Origin of the sequence: Flavobacterium sp. (assembly GCF_025352015.1) — a bacterium.
In the GTDB taxonomy this organism is placed as follows: Bacteria; Bacteroidota; Bacteroidia; order Flavobacteriales; family Flavobacteriaceae; genus Flavobacterium.
The window spans coordinates 1-16,184 of record NZ_JANXUG010000047.1; the positions used below are offsets into that span (position 1 = coordinate 1).

Here is a 16,184-nt window from a genome sequence, read left to right on the forward strand (position 1 = left end):
AAAGAAAAAGAAAAAAAAGATAAAGCCAAGAAAAAAGAAAAGGCAAAAAAAGAGAACCAAAAAGCCAAAGACAAAGAAAAAAAGAAAAAAGCAAAGAAGAAAGATAAAGAGAAAAAGGCTAAAAAGAAATCTAAATCTAAAAAGAAAAAATAATAATTGAATTTAGGAACCGATAGCTATAATGCTATCGGTTTTTTATTTTATAATATTATTAACAATCGTTTTATTTCACTTTTCTTAAATTTGGCATTAAAATTATAATTTTATGAAGACAAAATTTCTAATAATCGCTGTTATTTTACACAGTAGTTTTACTGTTTTTTCGCAAACTAAATCTGTAGAATACAAAGATGGTGGTCAAATGCTAAACGGTATTAGCGTTAAACCTGCGAAAGCTGCAAAAAATAATCCAGGAATACTTATTCTTCCTGCATGGATGGGAATTGATGATCATGCTAAAGATTCAGCAAATAGATTGGCTAAATTGGGATACACTACTTTTGTTGCCGATATTTACGGAATAGACAAAAGACCAAAAGATTATTCAGAAGCAGGTCAAAAAGCAGGTTATTTTAAGAAAAATATTAAAGAATATCAAACTAGAATTCAGTTGGCATTAGACCAATTGGTTAAACAGGGCGCCAATCCAAATGATATCGTGGTGATAGGATATTGTTTTGGGGGAACGGGTGCAATCGAATCCGCGAGAACCAATATGAAAGTAAAAGGAATCGTGTCTTTTCATGGGGGTTTAAGTCATGATGAAACGAGAACAATAGAAAATATTAATCCAAAAGTTTTGGTATTACATGGAGCAGATGACCCTTATGAATCGAGAGAAGAAATAGAAAAATTTCAAAACGAAATGCGTACTGCAAAAGCCGATTGGCAAATGGTATATTATGCCAATGCTGTGCATTCTTTCACAGATAAAAATGCAGGCAACGACAATTCAAAAGGAGCAGCTTATAACGAAAAAGCTGAAAAACATTCTTGGAATGCCATGCTTGTTTTTTTGAAAGAAGTTTTGTAAAAATGTATTTGAAAAATTATTCTTAACATTAACTTAATAAAAAAAGAATATAATGTTAATCATCCGATAACAACAACTTAATTTAATGATTGTTTCTTTGCATCAAAATTAAACCAAAATTTTATGTTAAGAATTAAATCCTTACCAGTTATTGTTTTTTTGTTGTTTATAACCTTCGTAAAAGCGCAAATTACAACTTCCTCTTTGTCAGGTAGTGTTGTTAGTCAAAACGCTCCCGTTATAGAGGCTAACATTACCTTAATTCATTTACCTACGAATGCTACTTATGAAACTTCAACCAATAAGTTAGGACGGTTTAGTTTAGACAATCTCAACGTTGGCGGGCCGTATAAAATTATTGTTAAAAGTCTAGGCAATCAAGAGTATAGCAATTCACAACTTCAGTTATCACTAGGGGATAATGATTTGCATGCTATTGAAATCGAAAAAAGTTTAAATGCTTTGCAAGAGGTTACCGTTACTAGTAAAAAAGGTTCTTCAAAAAATGGAGGTACTAACATAACACAATCTATTATTAATGGTCTTCCTAACATTAACAGAGGAATACAAGATGTAACGAAACTGGTTCCACAAAGTGCCAACAATTCATTCGCTGGTACAAATTTTAGATATAATAATGTTACAATCGATGGCTCGATAAATAATGATGCTATTGGGTTTAGCCCTTCTCTGGGAGGTCAATCAGGAACTTCGGGAATGCCAGGAAGCAGTACTAGAACAAATTCTATAAGTTTAGATGCTATTCAGGATGTGCAAGTTTATATTGCTCCTTATGATGTAAAACTTGGTAACTTTCTCGGAGGAAGTGTAAATGCTGTAACTAGAAGTGGTACCAATAAAGTGTCAGGTTCTGCATATAGTTATGGAAGAAATGCGGATATTACAGGGAAAAACAATGCCGGTGATGGATCTAAAATGCCTAGTTCATTCGAAGATTATCAGGTAGGTTTTAGAGTAGGATTACCCATTGTGAAAGACAAATTGTTTTTCTTTACCAATGCTGAATATACTAAAAGAGTAGATCCATTGTTTTATAATGCTGGCGACACCGATGCAAATGGAAATGTGATTGCTTTGGTAGATAATACAGTAGCGCAAGCAATTACAAATTATGTTAAAACTAAATATAATTTTGACATTGGCTCCTCTAATTCTTTTGATAACTACTCGATAAGTAGAAAATTTTTCAATAAAATAGACTGGAAAATCAATAACAAGCACTCTTTATCGATACGAAATAATACCGTTTTTGGTGAAGCTTCAAACTTGGAGAGAGACAACAAAAACTTTCGATTTGCGAGTATGAATTTCGTTCAAAAAAATACGGCTATCAGCACTGTTTTAGAATTTAAAAGTCATTTTAATAATAGATGGTCCAACTCTTTTATAGCGGGTTATTCATCCATAAAAGATTATCGTGATCCAACCTCTGGTAATTTCTTATTTCCACAGGTAGAAATAGGGTACAATGGTGGAACTATTTTGCTAGGTAATGACAGGGAAGCTACTGTTTTTAACATGAAGCAAAACACTACCGAAATTACAGATAATCTAACTTACAAAGTAGGAAATCATACTTTGTTGTTTGGAACACACAACGAATTTTACGATATTAACTACGGTTTTGTGAACTCATTAAATGGAAGAGTTTCCTATAAATCATTATCCGATTTTTATGCTTCGTTACCCTCAAGAGTAAGAGGAACCTATCCGTTTAATGGTGCAACTAGAGATGATATTTTCAATAATCCTTATGCAAAATTTAATGTAAATATGTACAGTTTGTATTTACAGGATGAAGTAAAAATTGGGAATAAATTAAAACTTGCCTTTGGATTACGAGTTGATTACACGGATTTGCCTAATAAACCCAACTTAAGTTCGCAGGTTCAAAACTCTCCGGTTGATACTAATTATGGTACAACTTATGAGTACACGCAGTTAAGCCAAATTAAAAATAACTTCTTCACTTCAGCTTTATTGTCACCAAGATTAGGATTTACTTACAATGTAAAAGAAGATAAATCAATAGTATTAAGAGGCGGATCTGGAGTATTTACAGGTAGAATTCCTTTTGCTTGGTTAGGTTACGCTTATTATAATGACGGTGTTGGCTATGCAAGTTTTGATAAAAACAATTTGACACCAGCTCAAGTGGCTGCCAATGGCGACCCATTAGCTGCTGGAGGATTAAATGGCTATCACGATGCTACACCAAAAATTCAGGCAGATTTAATTGATAATAAATTTAAAATGCCACAAATCTGGAGAAACTCTTTGGCTGTTGATTACACTATAAAAGGATATAAAATTACGTTTGAAGGAATTTATACCAAAGTTATCAATGATTTAAAGTTTCAACAAGTTAATAAGAAAGATAATCCCACTTATTTCTCTTATGATGTGAACAAAGAAATGCCTATTTATTCCGCTAACATAAATCCAGCTTTTTCAAATGCTTATATGTTATCGAATACCAATCAAGGATATCGATATAGTCTTACGGAAATGATTTCTAAAACGTATGATTTTGGTTTTAATTTTATGGCAGCTTACACTTATGGGGAAGCCAAGGATATCAGCAACGGTATTAGAAACTCAATGGAAAGTAACTACCAGTTAAACCAATCTTTAACACCAAATAATCCACAGTTGGCAACTTCTAATTTTAATATCAAACACAGAATTGTGGCTAATCTTGGGTATGCTGTTAACATCACAAAAAATAATACAGTGTCGGCTAATTTGTTTTTCAATGCCCAATCTGGTAACCCTTTCACATGGGGATTTGTAAATTCTTCTCTTGCAGGTGCAGGTCAAGCAGCTGGTTTGGCTTATATCTTCAAAGATGCTGCTCAAGCAGCCCAATATATTGGTGTTAATGCCGCGGGAGTACCTTCTGCTACTGCTGGTCAACAGGTAGCAGATTATGAAAGTTTCATCAATAACAATGACTATTTAAGCAGTAGAAGAGGAAAATTCACTGAACGAAATGGTGATTTCACTCCGTGGAATATTCAAACAGATATGAGAATTATGGATGAATTTAGAATAAAAGACAAAAAAGATTTTGTACACACACTACAGTTTTCTATAAGCATTATAAACGTTGGTAATATGATTAATAAAGATTGGGGAAGAAGTTATTTTGTACCTAATACTTTTAACTCTACCGCAAGTATTGGTTTGACCAAATCAGGAAATTTAGGAGGAGTAGCAACTGCAGATCCAACCTATACTTTCAGTAAACCCACTTCTGCGCCTTATGTTGTAGATCAGTTTGCTTCAAGATTTCAGGCACAATTTGGAATTAGATATTCATTTTAAAATCCTATAAATGAAAAATTTTAAACAACTAAAAGTATTATTTTTTCTGTTTTTTGTAACGGTAGCCACGGCTCAAATAACTTCTTCAACATTGAATGGAAAAGTAACTGACGGAGAATTACCTATTGTAAATGCTTCAATTTTGATTATACACTTGCCCACCAACGCTAGTTTTGAAACCACTACTGATAAAAAAGGAAGATTTAGTTTAGATAATTTGGATGTAGGTGGTCCTTATCGAATTATTATAAAAAGTAAAGAAATTGACGAATACAAACGAACCGGTATTCAACTTGTTCTTGGCGAGAATGAAATGAACAAAGATATTATCGTCAACAGAAAAGAAAATAATACTCAAAAAGAAACATCAAAAACAGAGGTTTTAAGCAGTATGTAAAAAAATCATTTTGTTTGTTTTTGGAAAAAGGTATGACTTCATAGTTGTACCTTTTTCTATAAAATACAAAAGTCGATCTGGAGCGATCGACTAGTGTGGTGAGGTGTAACTCCCTTTCGGAATCCTCATTGCAAATATAAAGTTTAATTACGAATTACTAATTATAAATTACGAATTGTTTTAAAACGTTTCGATAAATTAAATTAACCCTTAAATCGTAATTTTTAAATCGTAATTATTTAGAGTCTCTAACCAATCTTTTTAAAATTGCCCATTGCTTTAAGGCATCTCGTGCATCAATTGCAGGATAACCTAGGACTGTTTTTCCTGCTTCAACATCTCCAGCTACTCCAGAACCTGCTCCAACAATAGCACCATCTCCAATGGTGGTGTGGTCTTTTATAGAAGCACTTCCACCAATAATTACGCCATTTCCTAAAGTAACAGAACCAGCCAAACCAGAATTTCCCGCCATAATACAAAATTTTCCAAGCTTTGAGTTGTGCCCAATTTGAACTAAATTATCAATCTTGCAGCCATCACCAAGTACAGTCGAACTGAATTTTCCTCTATCAACGCAGGAGTTCGCGCCAATTTCAACATTGTTGCTAATGATTACATTTCCGATTTGTGGAATTTTTACTAATCCTTTTTCTGGGCAAGGTCTAAACCCAAATCCGTCAGCACCTATCGTACAATTGGGATGTAGAATGCAATACGCTCCAACATGACAACGTTCACGGATTACCGTTCCAGACCAAATAGTGGTGTTTTTCCCAATCGTACATTGATCAAGAATAGTAACATTTGGATAAATAGTTACATTTTCTCCAAGTTGAACATTAGGTCCAATATAACTGCCAGCACCAATTCGAACTCCGTTTCCAATAGAAACCGAATCATCAATTACCGCAGATGGATGAACGTCAACTGAAAAAACGGGTGGCGCAGGAACAAAGAGTTCTAACACTTGAGACATTGCCAAATCGGCATTTTTTACTTTAATAAAAGCACGATTTTCTCCCGGTTCAATCGAAATATCATGATTAACTACTGCAACGCAAGCTTTGGAATTTTCCCAAAACTTCTCGTATTTTTTGTTTCCAATAAAGGAAATTTCAGTTTCTGATGCTGCTTCTAGTTGTTCTGGTGCTGTAATTTTGTGGGAAGTGTTGCCAACAATTTCGCCATGCAAAACATCGTTAATTTCTTGAATAGAGAAAGATGTCATAAGTTTTTGATTTGAATTCAAATAAAGGAATTTGATTTTTAATTTCCTAAAAAGAGGTTAAAATAAATAGTTTTCAAGCAACCATCAACCATCAACATGCCTGCCGGCTGATTACCCTTCCTTTTGTCCCATCATCATCAGATAGGCTTTTAGAAACTTATCAATATTGCCGTTCATTACACCGTCAACATCGCTAGTTTCAAAGCCAGTACGGATATCTTTAACCAATTTATATGGTTGCATCACATAGTTACGAATCTGTGAACCCCATTCGATTTTCATCTTTCCGGCTTCGATGTCTTTACGTTGTGCCTGCTGTTTTTTTAATTCAATTTCGTACAACTGCGAACGTAACATTTGCATAGCTCGTTGTCGGTTGTCTTGCTGCGAACGCGTTTCTGAACACTGAATCTGAATTCCAGTTGGTTTGTGAACCAATTGAACCTTGGTTTCTACTTTGTTGACATTTTGTCCACCTGCACCGCTCGAACGTGACGTCGTAATTTCAATATCGGCGGGATTGATGTCGATTTCGATACTATCATCCACCAACGGATACACATAAACCGAAGCAAAAGAGGTATGACGCTTGGCATTGCTGTCAAAAGGGGAAATGCGCACTAGTCGATGCACCCCATTTTCTCCTTTTAAGTAGCCAAAGGAATACTCGCCTTCAAACTCTAAAGTCACCGTTTTTATTCCAGCAACCTCGCCTTCCTGAAAGTTAAGTTCCTTGATTTTATAGCCTTCCTTTTCGCCCCACATCATGTACATTCTCATTAACATTGATGCCCAGTCGCAACTTTCAGTTCCGCCGGCACCAGCTGTTATCTGCACCACGGCACTCAACTTATCGCCTTCATCAGAAAGCATGTTTCTGAATTCCAGATTTTCGATATGCGTATTGGTCAGTTCAAAATGCACGTCGAGTTCTTCCTCGGTAGCGTCGCCATCTTTGAAAATTTCGTAAATAATTTGAAGTTCTTCCGCCATGGCGTTGCCTTTTTCAAAATCTTCGACCCATTTTTTCTTGGAGCGTAAGTTTTGAACAATGATTTCGGCTGCTGCCGGCTTATTCCAAAATGTGGGTGAAAAGGTGATTTCCTCTTCGTTGGTAATCTCTACAAGCTTGGCATCAATGTCAAAGATACCTCCTCAACGCACCAAGGCGCTCTACAATACCTTTTATTTGTTCGGTAGTTGTCATAAATAATGTAGTTTTGTGATTGAATCCTAGCCCCGATAGTAGTGGAAATCCTTTTTATTGCTTTTTGAAAGAGGCATCTCGAGTGCGCTCGATGTGATAAAGCGATAAAAAGATTGAAACGGATAGCGGGATTAGCTTCAAATAAAATATACTGCGAAAGTAAACTATAGAAATAGAATATGGAAATAAATTTAATTAGTGATACGGTAACTAAACCATCTCCCGAAATGCTTGAGGTGATGTTTGCTGCTAAAGTGGGAGATGATGTCTTTAAGCAGGATCCCACTGTAAATGAGTTTGAACGTAGTGTTGCCGATTTATTCGGGATGGAAGCTGCCTTGTTTTTTCCTACTGGAACCATGGCAAACCAGACGGCGATAAAATTAAATACCAATCCGGGGAATCAGATTATTTGTGATAAATGGTCGCATATTCATTTGTATGAATCGGGTGGAGCTTCGTCAAATAGTGGTGTTAACTTTAATTTATTGGATGGTAAACGAGGCATGATTACCGCTGAACAAGTAGCAGCAGGCATTAATGATCCTGAGTTTTACCACACGCCATTATCTAAAATGGTGGGGATTGAAAACACTACCAACAAAGGTGGTGGCGCTTGTTATGAGATTGAGGAATTGCAAAAAATTAAACAGGTTTGTGTTGATTATCAATTGAAATACCATCTAGATGGTGCTCGGTTGTGGAATGCGATGGTTGCTAAAAAGCAGCAACCGAAAGAATTTGGAAAATTATTTGACACGATTTCGGTTTGTTTTTCTAAAGGATTGGGATGTCCAATAGGTTCTGTTTTACTGGCTGATGGAGAAACTATGCACAGGGCTTTGCGAATCCGAAAAATATTTGGTGGCAACTTAAGGCAATCAGGTTATTTGGCGGCAGCCGGAATTTATGCCTTGCAAAACAATATCAAAAGGCTAGAAGATGATCATCGCAGAGCAAAGGAATTGGGAGTTCAGTTAGCGAAATGTTCTTGGGTTTCGGTTGTTGAACCTGTGGAGACCAATATTGTTGTATTTTCTGCTCAAGCGCATATATTGGATCAGGAAGTTATCGCTAAACTTAAGCAAAAGGGAATCTCTGTAAGTTTATTGGCCAAAGGGAAAATAAGAATTGTTACTCATCTTGATTACTGCCAGGTCATGCATGAGTATGTTTTGGAAGTTTTGGATAAAATGAGTTTTTAATTTATTGTATTTGAGTTTTGAAACTCTACTATTAACAACATTTGGTCAAAGTGAATGCATTTGAAGTTATGTAGGCTTCTCTACTGCGCTCAGAGTGACAAAAAAGATTAGTTAGAGTAAGGAGTATGTAAAGGATCAGAAGGTTTAGGTAGAGCATCAGACGGGTAGGTTATACTGTCAGACGTTTAGGGTAAGGACTTTCATCAATTTTTCATTTGGTTTTATCAATTTTGCTAGCTAATGTTAACTTTTAAGTGCATAACTTACTAAACCATCATGCATTTATGGTGTCTTACAGCTTATTTTTGTATGATTAAAAATACTGTAAATGCTTAAATCACCTATTGCCAAAATAGTTCCTCACACGCTGTCAAAACACGGGCACAGTCGTGTTGATAATTATTATTGGTTAAACCAAAGAGAAAATCCCGAAGTGATTGATTATCTCAATCAGGAAAATGAATATTACCAGCAATCTACGGCACATACGAAGGAATTTCAAAAGGATTTGTTTGAAGAGATGAAAGCCAGAATCAAGGAAGATGACGAGTCGGTTCCTTATTTTTATAATGGTTATTATTATATCACACGTTTTGAAAAAGGGAAGGATTATCCGATTCATTCGCGTAAAAAAGAAAATTTAGAAGCCAAAGAAGAAATCTTGTTTGATTGCAACGAAATGGCACAAGGACATGCTTATTTTAATTTGACCGGAATGAGTATTAGCGAAGATAATATTTGGGCGAGTTATGGCGTTGATACGGTTTCTAGAAGGCAGTATACTATTTGCATCAAAAATTTAGTTACCGGCAAAGTGCTGGATGTAAAGCTAGAAAACACTTCTGGAAGCGCGACTTGGGCAAGTGATAATGCAACACTTTTTTATTCTCGGAAGGATGAACAAACACTTCGTGCCGATAAAATTTTTAAGCACAAAATAGGCACAAAAGCTGATAATGACCTTATGGTTTATTTTGAAAAAGATGAAACTTTTGATGTTTCGGTTTACAAATCAAAGTCGAAAAAATATTTGATTATTAGCTCGAGTAGTACATTGACCACCGAATATCAAACGATTTTATCGGCAACCCCAGATGCAAAATTCAAAGTATTTCAAAAAAGAACTCGTGGTTTAGAATATTCGATATCGCATTATGGTGATCATTTTTATATTGTAACGAATAAGGACAAGGCGACTAATTTTAAATTGATGAAAACCCCTGAAAGTAAAACCACAAAAGAAAATTGGGCAGCTGTTATTGCACATCGTGAGGATGTTTTGCTTGAAGATATAGATATTTTCAAGGATTATTTGGTGGTTTCAGAGCGGTATAATGGCTTGAATAGGATTCGCATAATGCCTTGGAGTGGCAAAGATGAGTATTACCTACCGTTTGATAGCGAAACTTATATGGCATATACCTCGACCAATATAGATTTTGATACTGAAATTTTGCGTTATGGTTTTCAATCGCTGGCAACTCCGGGTTCTGTAATTGATTTTAATATGAGAACCAAAACTAAAACCATATTAAAAGAACAAGAAGTATTGGGTGGAAAATTCGATAAAAACAATTATAAGGAAGAACGCATTTGGGCAACCGCAAAAGACGGAACCAAAGTGCCATTATCGTTAATTTACCGAAAAGGCATTAAAAAAAACGGGAAGAATCCTTTATTGCTGTATGCTTATGGATCGTATGGTGTTACGATGGATTGTCATTTTTCTTCGGTTAGATTGTCGTTATTAGACCGAGGATTTATTTATGCAATTGCACACATAAGAGGTGGCGAAGATTTGGGCAGAGTATGGTATGATGATGGCAAATTGCTGAAAAAGAAAAATACGTTTACCGATTTTATAGATTGTTCTCAATTTTTGATGGATGAAAAGTATACCTCGATGGAGCATTTATATGCCGAGGGTGGTTCGGCAGGCGGACTTTTGATGGGGGCAATTATCAATATGGCACCAAATTTGTATAACGGTGTTGTCGTGCAAGTACCGTTTGTAGATGTTGTTACGACTATGTTAGACGAAACAATTCCGTTAACAACTGGCGAATATGATGAATGGGGAAACCCAAATGTTAAAAAATATTATAATTATATGCTGTGCTATTCGCCATACGATAATGTAGTTGCGCAGGCTTATCCAAACTTGTATATTTCGACAGGTTTGCATGATTCGCAGGTACAGTATTGGGAACCAGCGAAGTGGGTGGCAAAACTTCGTGTTTTAAAAACCAATACTAATCAGTTATATTTGGATACCAACATGGAGGTAGGACATGGAGGTGCTTCGGGAAGGTTTGAAGCGCTTAAAGAAATCGCCAAAGAGTACAGTTTTTTATTAGATTTAGAAGGAATAAAAAAATAGTTTAAAATATTTTATTAAATTTGCAGGGTTTAGAAGTACGTTATAAAGGATTCTAAATGTTGCCTGACTAAATTATTTTATGAAAGAAGATATAAAAGCTCACGATAATGTTTTAGGACTAATTGGGAATACGCCATTAATTAGACTTAACAAAATCACAGAATCTTTAACAGGAAATTTTTATGCCAAAGTTGAAGCCTTCAACCCAGGTCACTCCACCAAAGACAGAATTGCTGTTTACATTATAGAAGAGGCAGAAAAGCAGGGGATTTTATCTCCGGGAGATACCATTATTGAAACTACATCAGGAAACACCGGTTTTAGTTTAGCGATGGTAAGCATCATCAAAGGTTACAATTGTATCTTGGCAGTAAGTTCAAAATCTTCGATTGATAAAATCGACATGTTGCGTAGTTTAGGCGCTAAAGTTTATGTTTGTCCGGCACACGTTTCTGCCGATGATGAGCGTTCTTATTACAATGTCGCCAAGCGTTTACACGAAGAAACAAAAGGTTCGATTTATATCAATCAGTATTTCAATCAATTAAATATTGATGCACACTATAAATCAACGGGCCCAGAAATTTGGGAACAAACCCATGGAAAAATAACTCATTTGATTGCCTGTAGTGGTACAGGAGGAACCATTTCGGGCGCAGCTAAATATTTAAAAGAAAAAAATCCAAATATTAGAATTTTAGGTGTAGATGCTTTTGGTTCGGTATTAAAAAAATACCATGAAACCAAAGAGTTTGATGCCGATGAAATTTATCCTTATAGAATAGAAGGTTTGGGTAAAAACTTAATTCCATCTGCTACCGATTTTGATTTGATAGATCATTTTATGAAAGTAACAGACGAGGAAAGTGCTCACACCACTCGTGAAATTGTAAAAAAAGAAGGATTGTTTGTAGGCTACACTTCTGGTGCAGTTATGCAAGCTATTAAACAATATGCCGAAGAAGGAGAATTTACCGCTGATAGTAATGTAATTGCAATTTTTCCTGATCATGGTTCTCGTTACATGAGTAAAGTATTTAGTGATGACTGGATGAACGAGCAAGGTTTTTTTGATAGCATCAACGAGGAAGAAGCACAGAAAGTTGAATTTATAAAGTAACTAGTTTAATTTGAATACAAAACAAAAAACTCCAAAGTAATTTGGAGTTTTTTGTTTTTAGTAAAAAGTGTCTACTACAAAAATTTTCTGTTAAAAATAATACCCTTTTGAAAGTAACTTTTTCATTTAAAAGCTAAAAACAATACTTATTTTCCGCTACTAATTTACTGGTGATTACTTCTCTTAATCCCACTATATTTGGCATGTTGGTGTATTTTGTAAACCGACGCAATCCCATAAGCATCATGCGTTGTTCATCGCCTTCGGCAAAAGAAATGATGCTTTCTTTTCCTTTCAAATTAATAATGTCAACGGCTTTGTACAAGTATAATTTTGCCATGGCAATTTCTTCTTTTACTTTGTCCTCACCGTCTATTTTGGCTGTTTTTTCGGTGCGCAGAATGGTGCTTTCCGCCATGTAAATTTCAATTAACATATCGGCAGCTGCCATCAACAATTGTTGATGACCATCTAAATCGGGACCATATTTTTGTACGGCACCACCAGCCACCATCAGGAACGCTTTTTTCAATTTGCCAATTAATTCTTTTTCTTCTGCAAATAATTCAGCATAATCTGGAGTTTCAAATGATGGAATTCCCATTAATTCTTCTTGTACTTTGGATGCCGGTCCGAGCAAATCTACATGTCCTTTCATAGCTTTTTTAATTAACATTCCCACAGATAACATGCGGTTAATTTCGTTGGTGCCTTCATAAATTCTCGAAATACGAGCATCGCGCCACGCAGATTCCATTGGAGTATCTTCAGAAAATCCCATGCCACCAAAAATTTGAATGCCTTCGTCCGCACAATTTTGAACGTCTTCAGAAACGGCAACTTTCAGTATGGAACATTCGATAGCAAATTCTTCAACGCCTTTTAACTCGGCTTCTTGGTGTGAATTTCCTTCGGCCACGCGAGCATTAATTCGGTCTTCAATAGATTTTGCAGCTCTATAAGTGGCACTTTCTCCGGCATAACAACTGGTTGCCATTTCGGCTAATTTGTAACGAATGGCTCCAAATTGCGAAATTGGTGTATTGAACTGAACTCTTTCGTTAGCGTATTTCACTGCGCCAGAAGTTACTCTTCGTTGTGCATCTAAACAAGCTGCTGCTAATTTGATACGTCCAACATTCAGCGAATTCATGGCTATTTTAAAACCGTTTCCTCTTTCGGAAAGCATGTTTTCAGCTGGAACTTTGGTTTCATTAAAGAACACTTGTCGCGTAGAAGAGGCTCGAATGCCTAATTTATGCTCTTCTTCGTTCATCGAAATTCCGTTTGAAGAATCATTTTCAACAATAAAACCTGTAATATTTTTATCATCACCAATTCTAGCAAAAACAATAAATACGGAACAAAATCCTGCGTTCGAAATCCACATTTTTTGACCTGTGATGCAATAGGTTTTTCCATCTTCGGATAAAACTGCTTTTGTTTTACCAGAATTGGCGTCACTTCCTGCTCCTGGTTCTGTTAAACAGTAAGCGCCAAACCATTCGCCAGAAGCTAATTTGGGTACGTATTTTAATTTTTGTTCTTCTGTTCCGTACAGCGTAATTGGCATAGTTCCAATTCCAGTATGCGCACCAAATGCTGTTGAAAATGAACCTGTTGCGCCAGAAATATAGTCGCAAACCAAACATGTATCTACGAATCCCATTCCCATTCCTCCATAGTTTTCAGGAACGGCAACGCTCAAAAAGCCCATTTCTCCCGCTTTTTTCATCATTTCTTCTGTAAAAGAATAATCCTTTGCTTCAAAACGGTTTTTGTTGGGCCAAATTTCTTTGTCTACAAATTCTTTTACAGAATTGCGCATCATAAGTTGTTCTTCAGAAAAATCTTCGGGCGTGAAAACGTCTTCACATTTTGTTTCTTTTACGAGAAATTGACCACCTCTTGTTATATCGCTCATTTTTTATTTTTTTTAGTGTTATCCTGCAAGGTTTTCAAAACCTTGTAGGTTTAAAATAGTATCAAAAATACCTATAAGGTTTTTAAAGCCTTGCAGGATGTTTTACAGTAACTCAAAAACCCCAGCACTTCCTTGACCCGTTCCAACGCACATGGATACAATTCCGTATTTATCGCCACGGCGTTTCATCTCTTCAAATAATTGTACCGATAATTTTGCACCCGTGCAACCCAATGGATGACCCAATGCGATAGCGCCACCATTCACATTTACGATATCGGGATTTAATCCTAATTCTCTTATTACGGCTAATGATTGTGAGGCAAAAGCTTCGTTTAATTCAATTAAATTAATGTCGTTTAAGCTTAATCCGGCTTGTTTTAATGCTTTCGGAATGGCTTTTACAGGGCCTATTCCCATAATTCTTGGTTCCACACCTGCGGAGGCAAAATTTACCAAACGTGCAATAGGATTGAGGTTCAATTCTTTTACCAATTCTTCGCTCATGATTAAAACAAATGCGGCACCATCGCTCATTTGCGATGAATTCCCGGCAGTTACTGTTCCGTCTGCAGCAAATACTGGCTTTAATTTGGACAAGGCTTCTTTACTAGTATTGGCTCTTGGTCCTTCATCTTTATTTACTAGGTATGATTTAGTTTCTTTTTTTTCATTTTCATTAATAAATGTTTGCTCTACGGTAATTGGAACAATTTGTTTTTCGAATTTCCCTTCGGCTTGTGCTTTCAATGCTTTCATGTGAGAATTATAGGCAAAAGCATCTTGGTCTTCACGAGAAACATTGAACTGTTTTGCAACCGCTTCTGCCGTCAAACCCATTCCCCAATAATAATCTTCGTTTCCTTCATTTGCGACAGCATAATCCGGAGTTGGTTTATAGCCGCCCATTGGAATAAAACTCATACTTTCTGCACCTCCAGCAATGATGCAGTCTGCCATTCCGCTTTGGATTTTAGCAGTTGCCATTCCGATTGTTTCCAATCCGGAAGCACAATATCTGTTCACGGTTACACCCGGAACATCAGTTACTTTTAATCCCATTAAGGAAATTAAACGACCTACATTCAAACCTTGTTCGGCTTCGGGCATGGCATTTCCAACCATAACGTCGTCTATTCTTTTTTTGTCAAAATCGGGCAGTTCATTCATCATGAATTGAATGGTTTCGGCCGCTAATTCATCAGGACGTTTAAATCGGAAAACTCCTTTTGGCGCTTTTCCAACGGCTGTTCTGTATGCTTTTACTATATAGGCTGTTTTCATATTTTTATTTTTTGAGAACATAGACAGCGAGATGATAGATAATAGACTTTTCTATTTGGTCTATGATCTCTTCGTCTATTATCTATTATCTAATTTCTCAACGGTTTTCCTTTAGTCAACATAAATTGGATTCTCTCCAAAGTCTTTCTTTCCGTACAAAGTGATAAGAAAGCTTCACGTTCTATATCTAATAAATATTGTTCAGATACCAAAGTAGGTTCTGATAAATCACCTCCTGACATTACATAAGCTAGTTTATTAGCGATTTTTAAATCGTGTTCTGATATGTATTTTCCAGCAACCATTTGGTTTGTTCCCACAAGGAACATTCCGAGTGCTTGTTTTCCTAAAACTTTTACATCTTTTCTTCGAATGGGTTGCGTGTAACCAGCTTCCGCCATTAATAAAGCGTGTTTCTTGGCTTCGGCAATTTGACGGTCTTTATTGACAACAACAATATCTTTTCCTTTTTGTAAAAGTCCAGTATCAAATGCTTCGTAGGCTGATGTTGATACTTTTGCCATGGCGATGGTCATGAAATATTCTTGTAACACATTTAATTCGACATCATTTTTATGGAATAAATCGGATGCACGTAAAGTCAATTCTTTAGAACCGCCACCACCAGGAATTACACCAACTCCAAATTCTACCAATCCCATGTAGGTTTCTGCGGCAGCTACAACTTTATCGGCGTGTAAACTCATTTCGCATCCACCGCCAAAAGTCATTCCGTGTGGCGCAACAATTACTGGAATTCCAGAGTAACGAACGCGCATCATAGTGTCTTGAAACATTTTGATTGCCATGTTCAATTCGTCGTATTCCTGTTCGACTGCCATCATGAAAATCATTCCAATATTGGCTCCAACAGAGAAATTGGCACCTTGATTCCCAATAACCAAACCTTGATATTCTTTTTCAGATAAATCGATGGCTTTGTTGATAGCTGCTAAAACATCGCCACCAATGGTATTCATTTTGCTTTGGAACTCTAAATTTAAAATTCCGTCTCCCAAATCTTGAATAATGGCTCCGCTGTTGCTCCATACTTT

At 36.1% G+C, this 16,184-nt stretch carries 11 protein-coding genes; 6 read left to right on the forward strand and 5 right to left on the reverse strand.

Annotation, left to right across the window (positions count from 1 at the left end; all coding sequences use genetic code 11):
* The first annotated feature begins 265 nt into the window (after nucleotides 1–265).
* The 3 genes from Q0Q96_RS04965 (at nucleotide 266) to Q0Q96_RS04975 (ending at nucleotide 4,778) form a co-directional block, all read left to right on the forward strand.
* Nucleotides 266–1,033: a dienelactone hydrolase family protein gene (locus tag Q0Q96_RS04965; RefSeq protein WP_293872130.1), complete on the forward strand. Its 768-nt coding sequence runs from the start codon at nucleotides 266–268 to the stop codon at nucleotides 1,031–1,033.
* A 123-nt stretch (nucleotides 1,034–1,156) separates the two neighbouring features.
* Nucleotides 1,157–4,381 (forward strand): carboxypeptidase regulatory-like domain-containing protein, encoded by a 3,225-nt coding sequence (locus Q0Q96_RS04970; protein ID WP_293872131.1) that lies wholly within the window; start codon nucleotides 1,157–1,159, stop codon nucleotides 4,379–4,381.
* A gap of 10 nt (nucleotides 4,382–4,391) precedes the next feature.
* A complete protein-coding gene (locus Q0Q96_RS04975) occupies nucleotides 4,392–4,778 on the forward strand; it encodes a carboxypeptidase-like regulatory domain-containing protein (protein ID WP_293872132.1) in 387 nt (128 codons plus the stop codon).
* A gap of 235 nt (nucleotides 4,779–5,013) precedes the next feature.
* Here the strand turns inward: Q0Q96_RS04975 and lpxD are convergent, their stop codons facing one another.
* A complete protein-coding gene (lpxD, locus tag Q0Q96_RS04980; protein ID WP_293872133.1) occupies nucleotides 5,014–6,009 on the reverse strand; it encodes a UDP-3-O-(3-hydroxymyristoyl)glucosamine N-acyltransferase in 996 nt (331 codons plus the stop codon).
* 111 nt (nucleotides 6,010–6,120) lie between these two features.
* Nucleotides 6,121–7,216, reverse strand: a protein-coding gene (gene prfB / locus Q0Q96_RS04985; RefSeq protein WP_293872134.1) for a peptide chain release factor 2 whose coding sequence is annotated in 2 segments (ribosomal slippage) — nucleotides 6,121–7,152 and nucleotides 7,154–7,216 — 1,095 coding nt in all. Because the reading frame shifts where the segments join, the coding sequence is not laid out codon by codon here.
* 179 nt (nucleotides 7,217–7,395) lie between these two features.
* Between prfB and Q0Q96_RS04990 the strand changes: the two genes are divergently transcribed.
* The 3 genes from Q0Q96_RS04990 to Q0Q96_RS05000 all read left to right on the forward strand — a co-directional run bounded on the left by Q0Q96_RS04990 (nucleotide 7,396) and on the right by Q0Q96_RS05000 (nucleotide 11,921).
* On the forward strand, nucleotides 7,396–8,421 hold the full coding sequence (locus Q0Q96_RS04990) for a GntG family PLP-dependent aldolase (RefSeq protein WP_293872135.1): 1,026 nt from the start codon (nucleotides 7,396–7,398) through the stop codon (nucleotides 8,419–8,421).
* Nucleotides 8,422–8,749: 328 nt separating this feature from the next.
* Nucleotides 8,750–10,801: a S9 family peptidase gene (locus Q0Q96_RS04995; protein ID WP_293872136.1), complete on the forward strand. Its 2,052-nt coding sequence runs from the start codon at nucleotides 8,750–8,752 to the stop codon at nucleotides 10,799–10,801.
* Nucleotides 10,802–10,880: 79 nt separating this feature from the next.
* Nucleotides 10,881–11,921: a cysteine synthase family protein gene (locus Q0Q96_RS05000; protein WP_293872137.1), complete on the forward strand. Its 1,041-nt coding sequence runs from the start codon at nucleotides 10,881–10,883 to the stop codon at nucleotides 11,919–11,921.
* 133 nt (nucleotides 11,922–12,054) lie between these two features.
* On the opposite strand, the gene Q0Q96_RS05005 is transcribed toward Q0Q96_RS05000, so the two are convergent.
* The 3 genes from Q0Q96_RS05005 to Q0Q96_RS05015 all read right to left on the reverse strand — a co-directional run.
* Entirely contained in the window at nucleotides 12,055–13,845 is a 1,791-nt protein-coding gene (locus Q0Q96_RS05005; RefSeq protein WP_293872138.1) for an acyl-CoA dehydrogenase family protein, read from the reverse strand.
* A gap of 102 nt (nucleotides 13,846–13,947) precedes the next feature.
* Nucleotides 13,948–15,129, reverse strand: a complete 1,182-nt coding sequence (locus tag Q0Q96_RS05010; protein WP_293872139.1) for an acetyl-CoA C-acyltransferase — start codon at nucleotides 15,127–15,129, stop codon at nucleotides 13,948–13,950.
* An 89-nt stretch (nucleotides 15,130–15,218) separates the two neighbouring features.
* On the reverse strand, nucleotides 15,219–16,184 hold a 966-nt coding region (locus tag Q0Q96_RS05015; protein WP_293872140.1), incomplete at its 5' end, for an enoyl-CoA hydratase/isomerase family protein.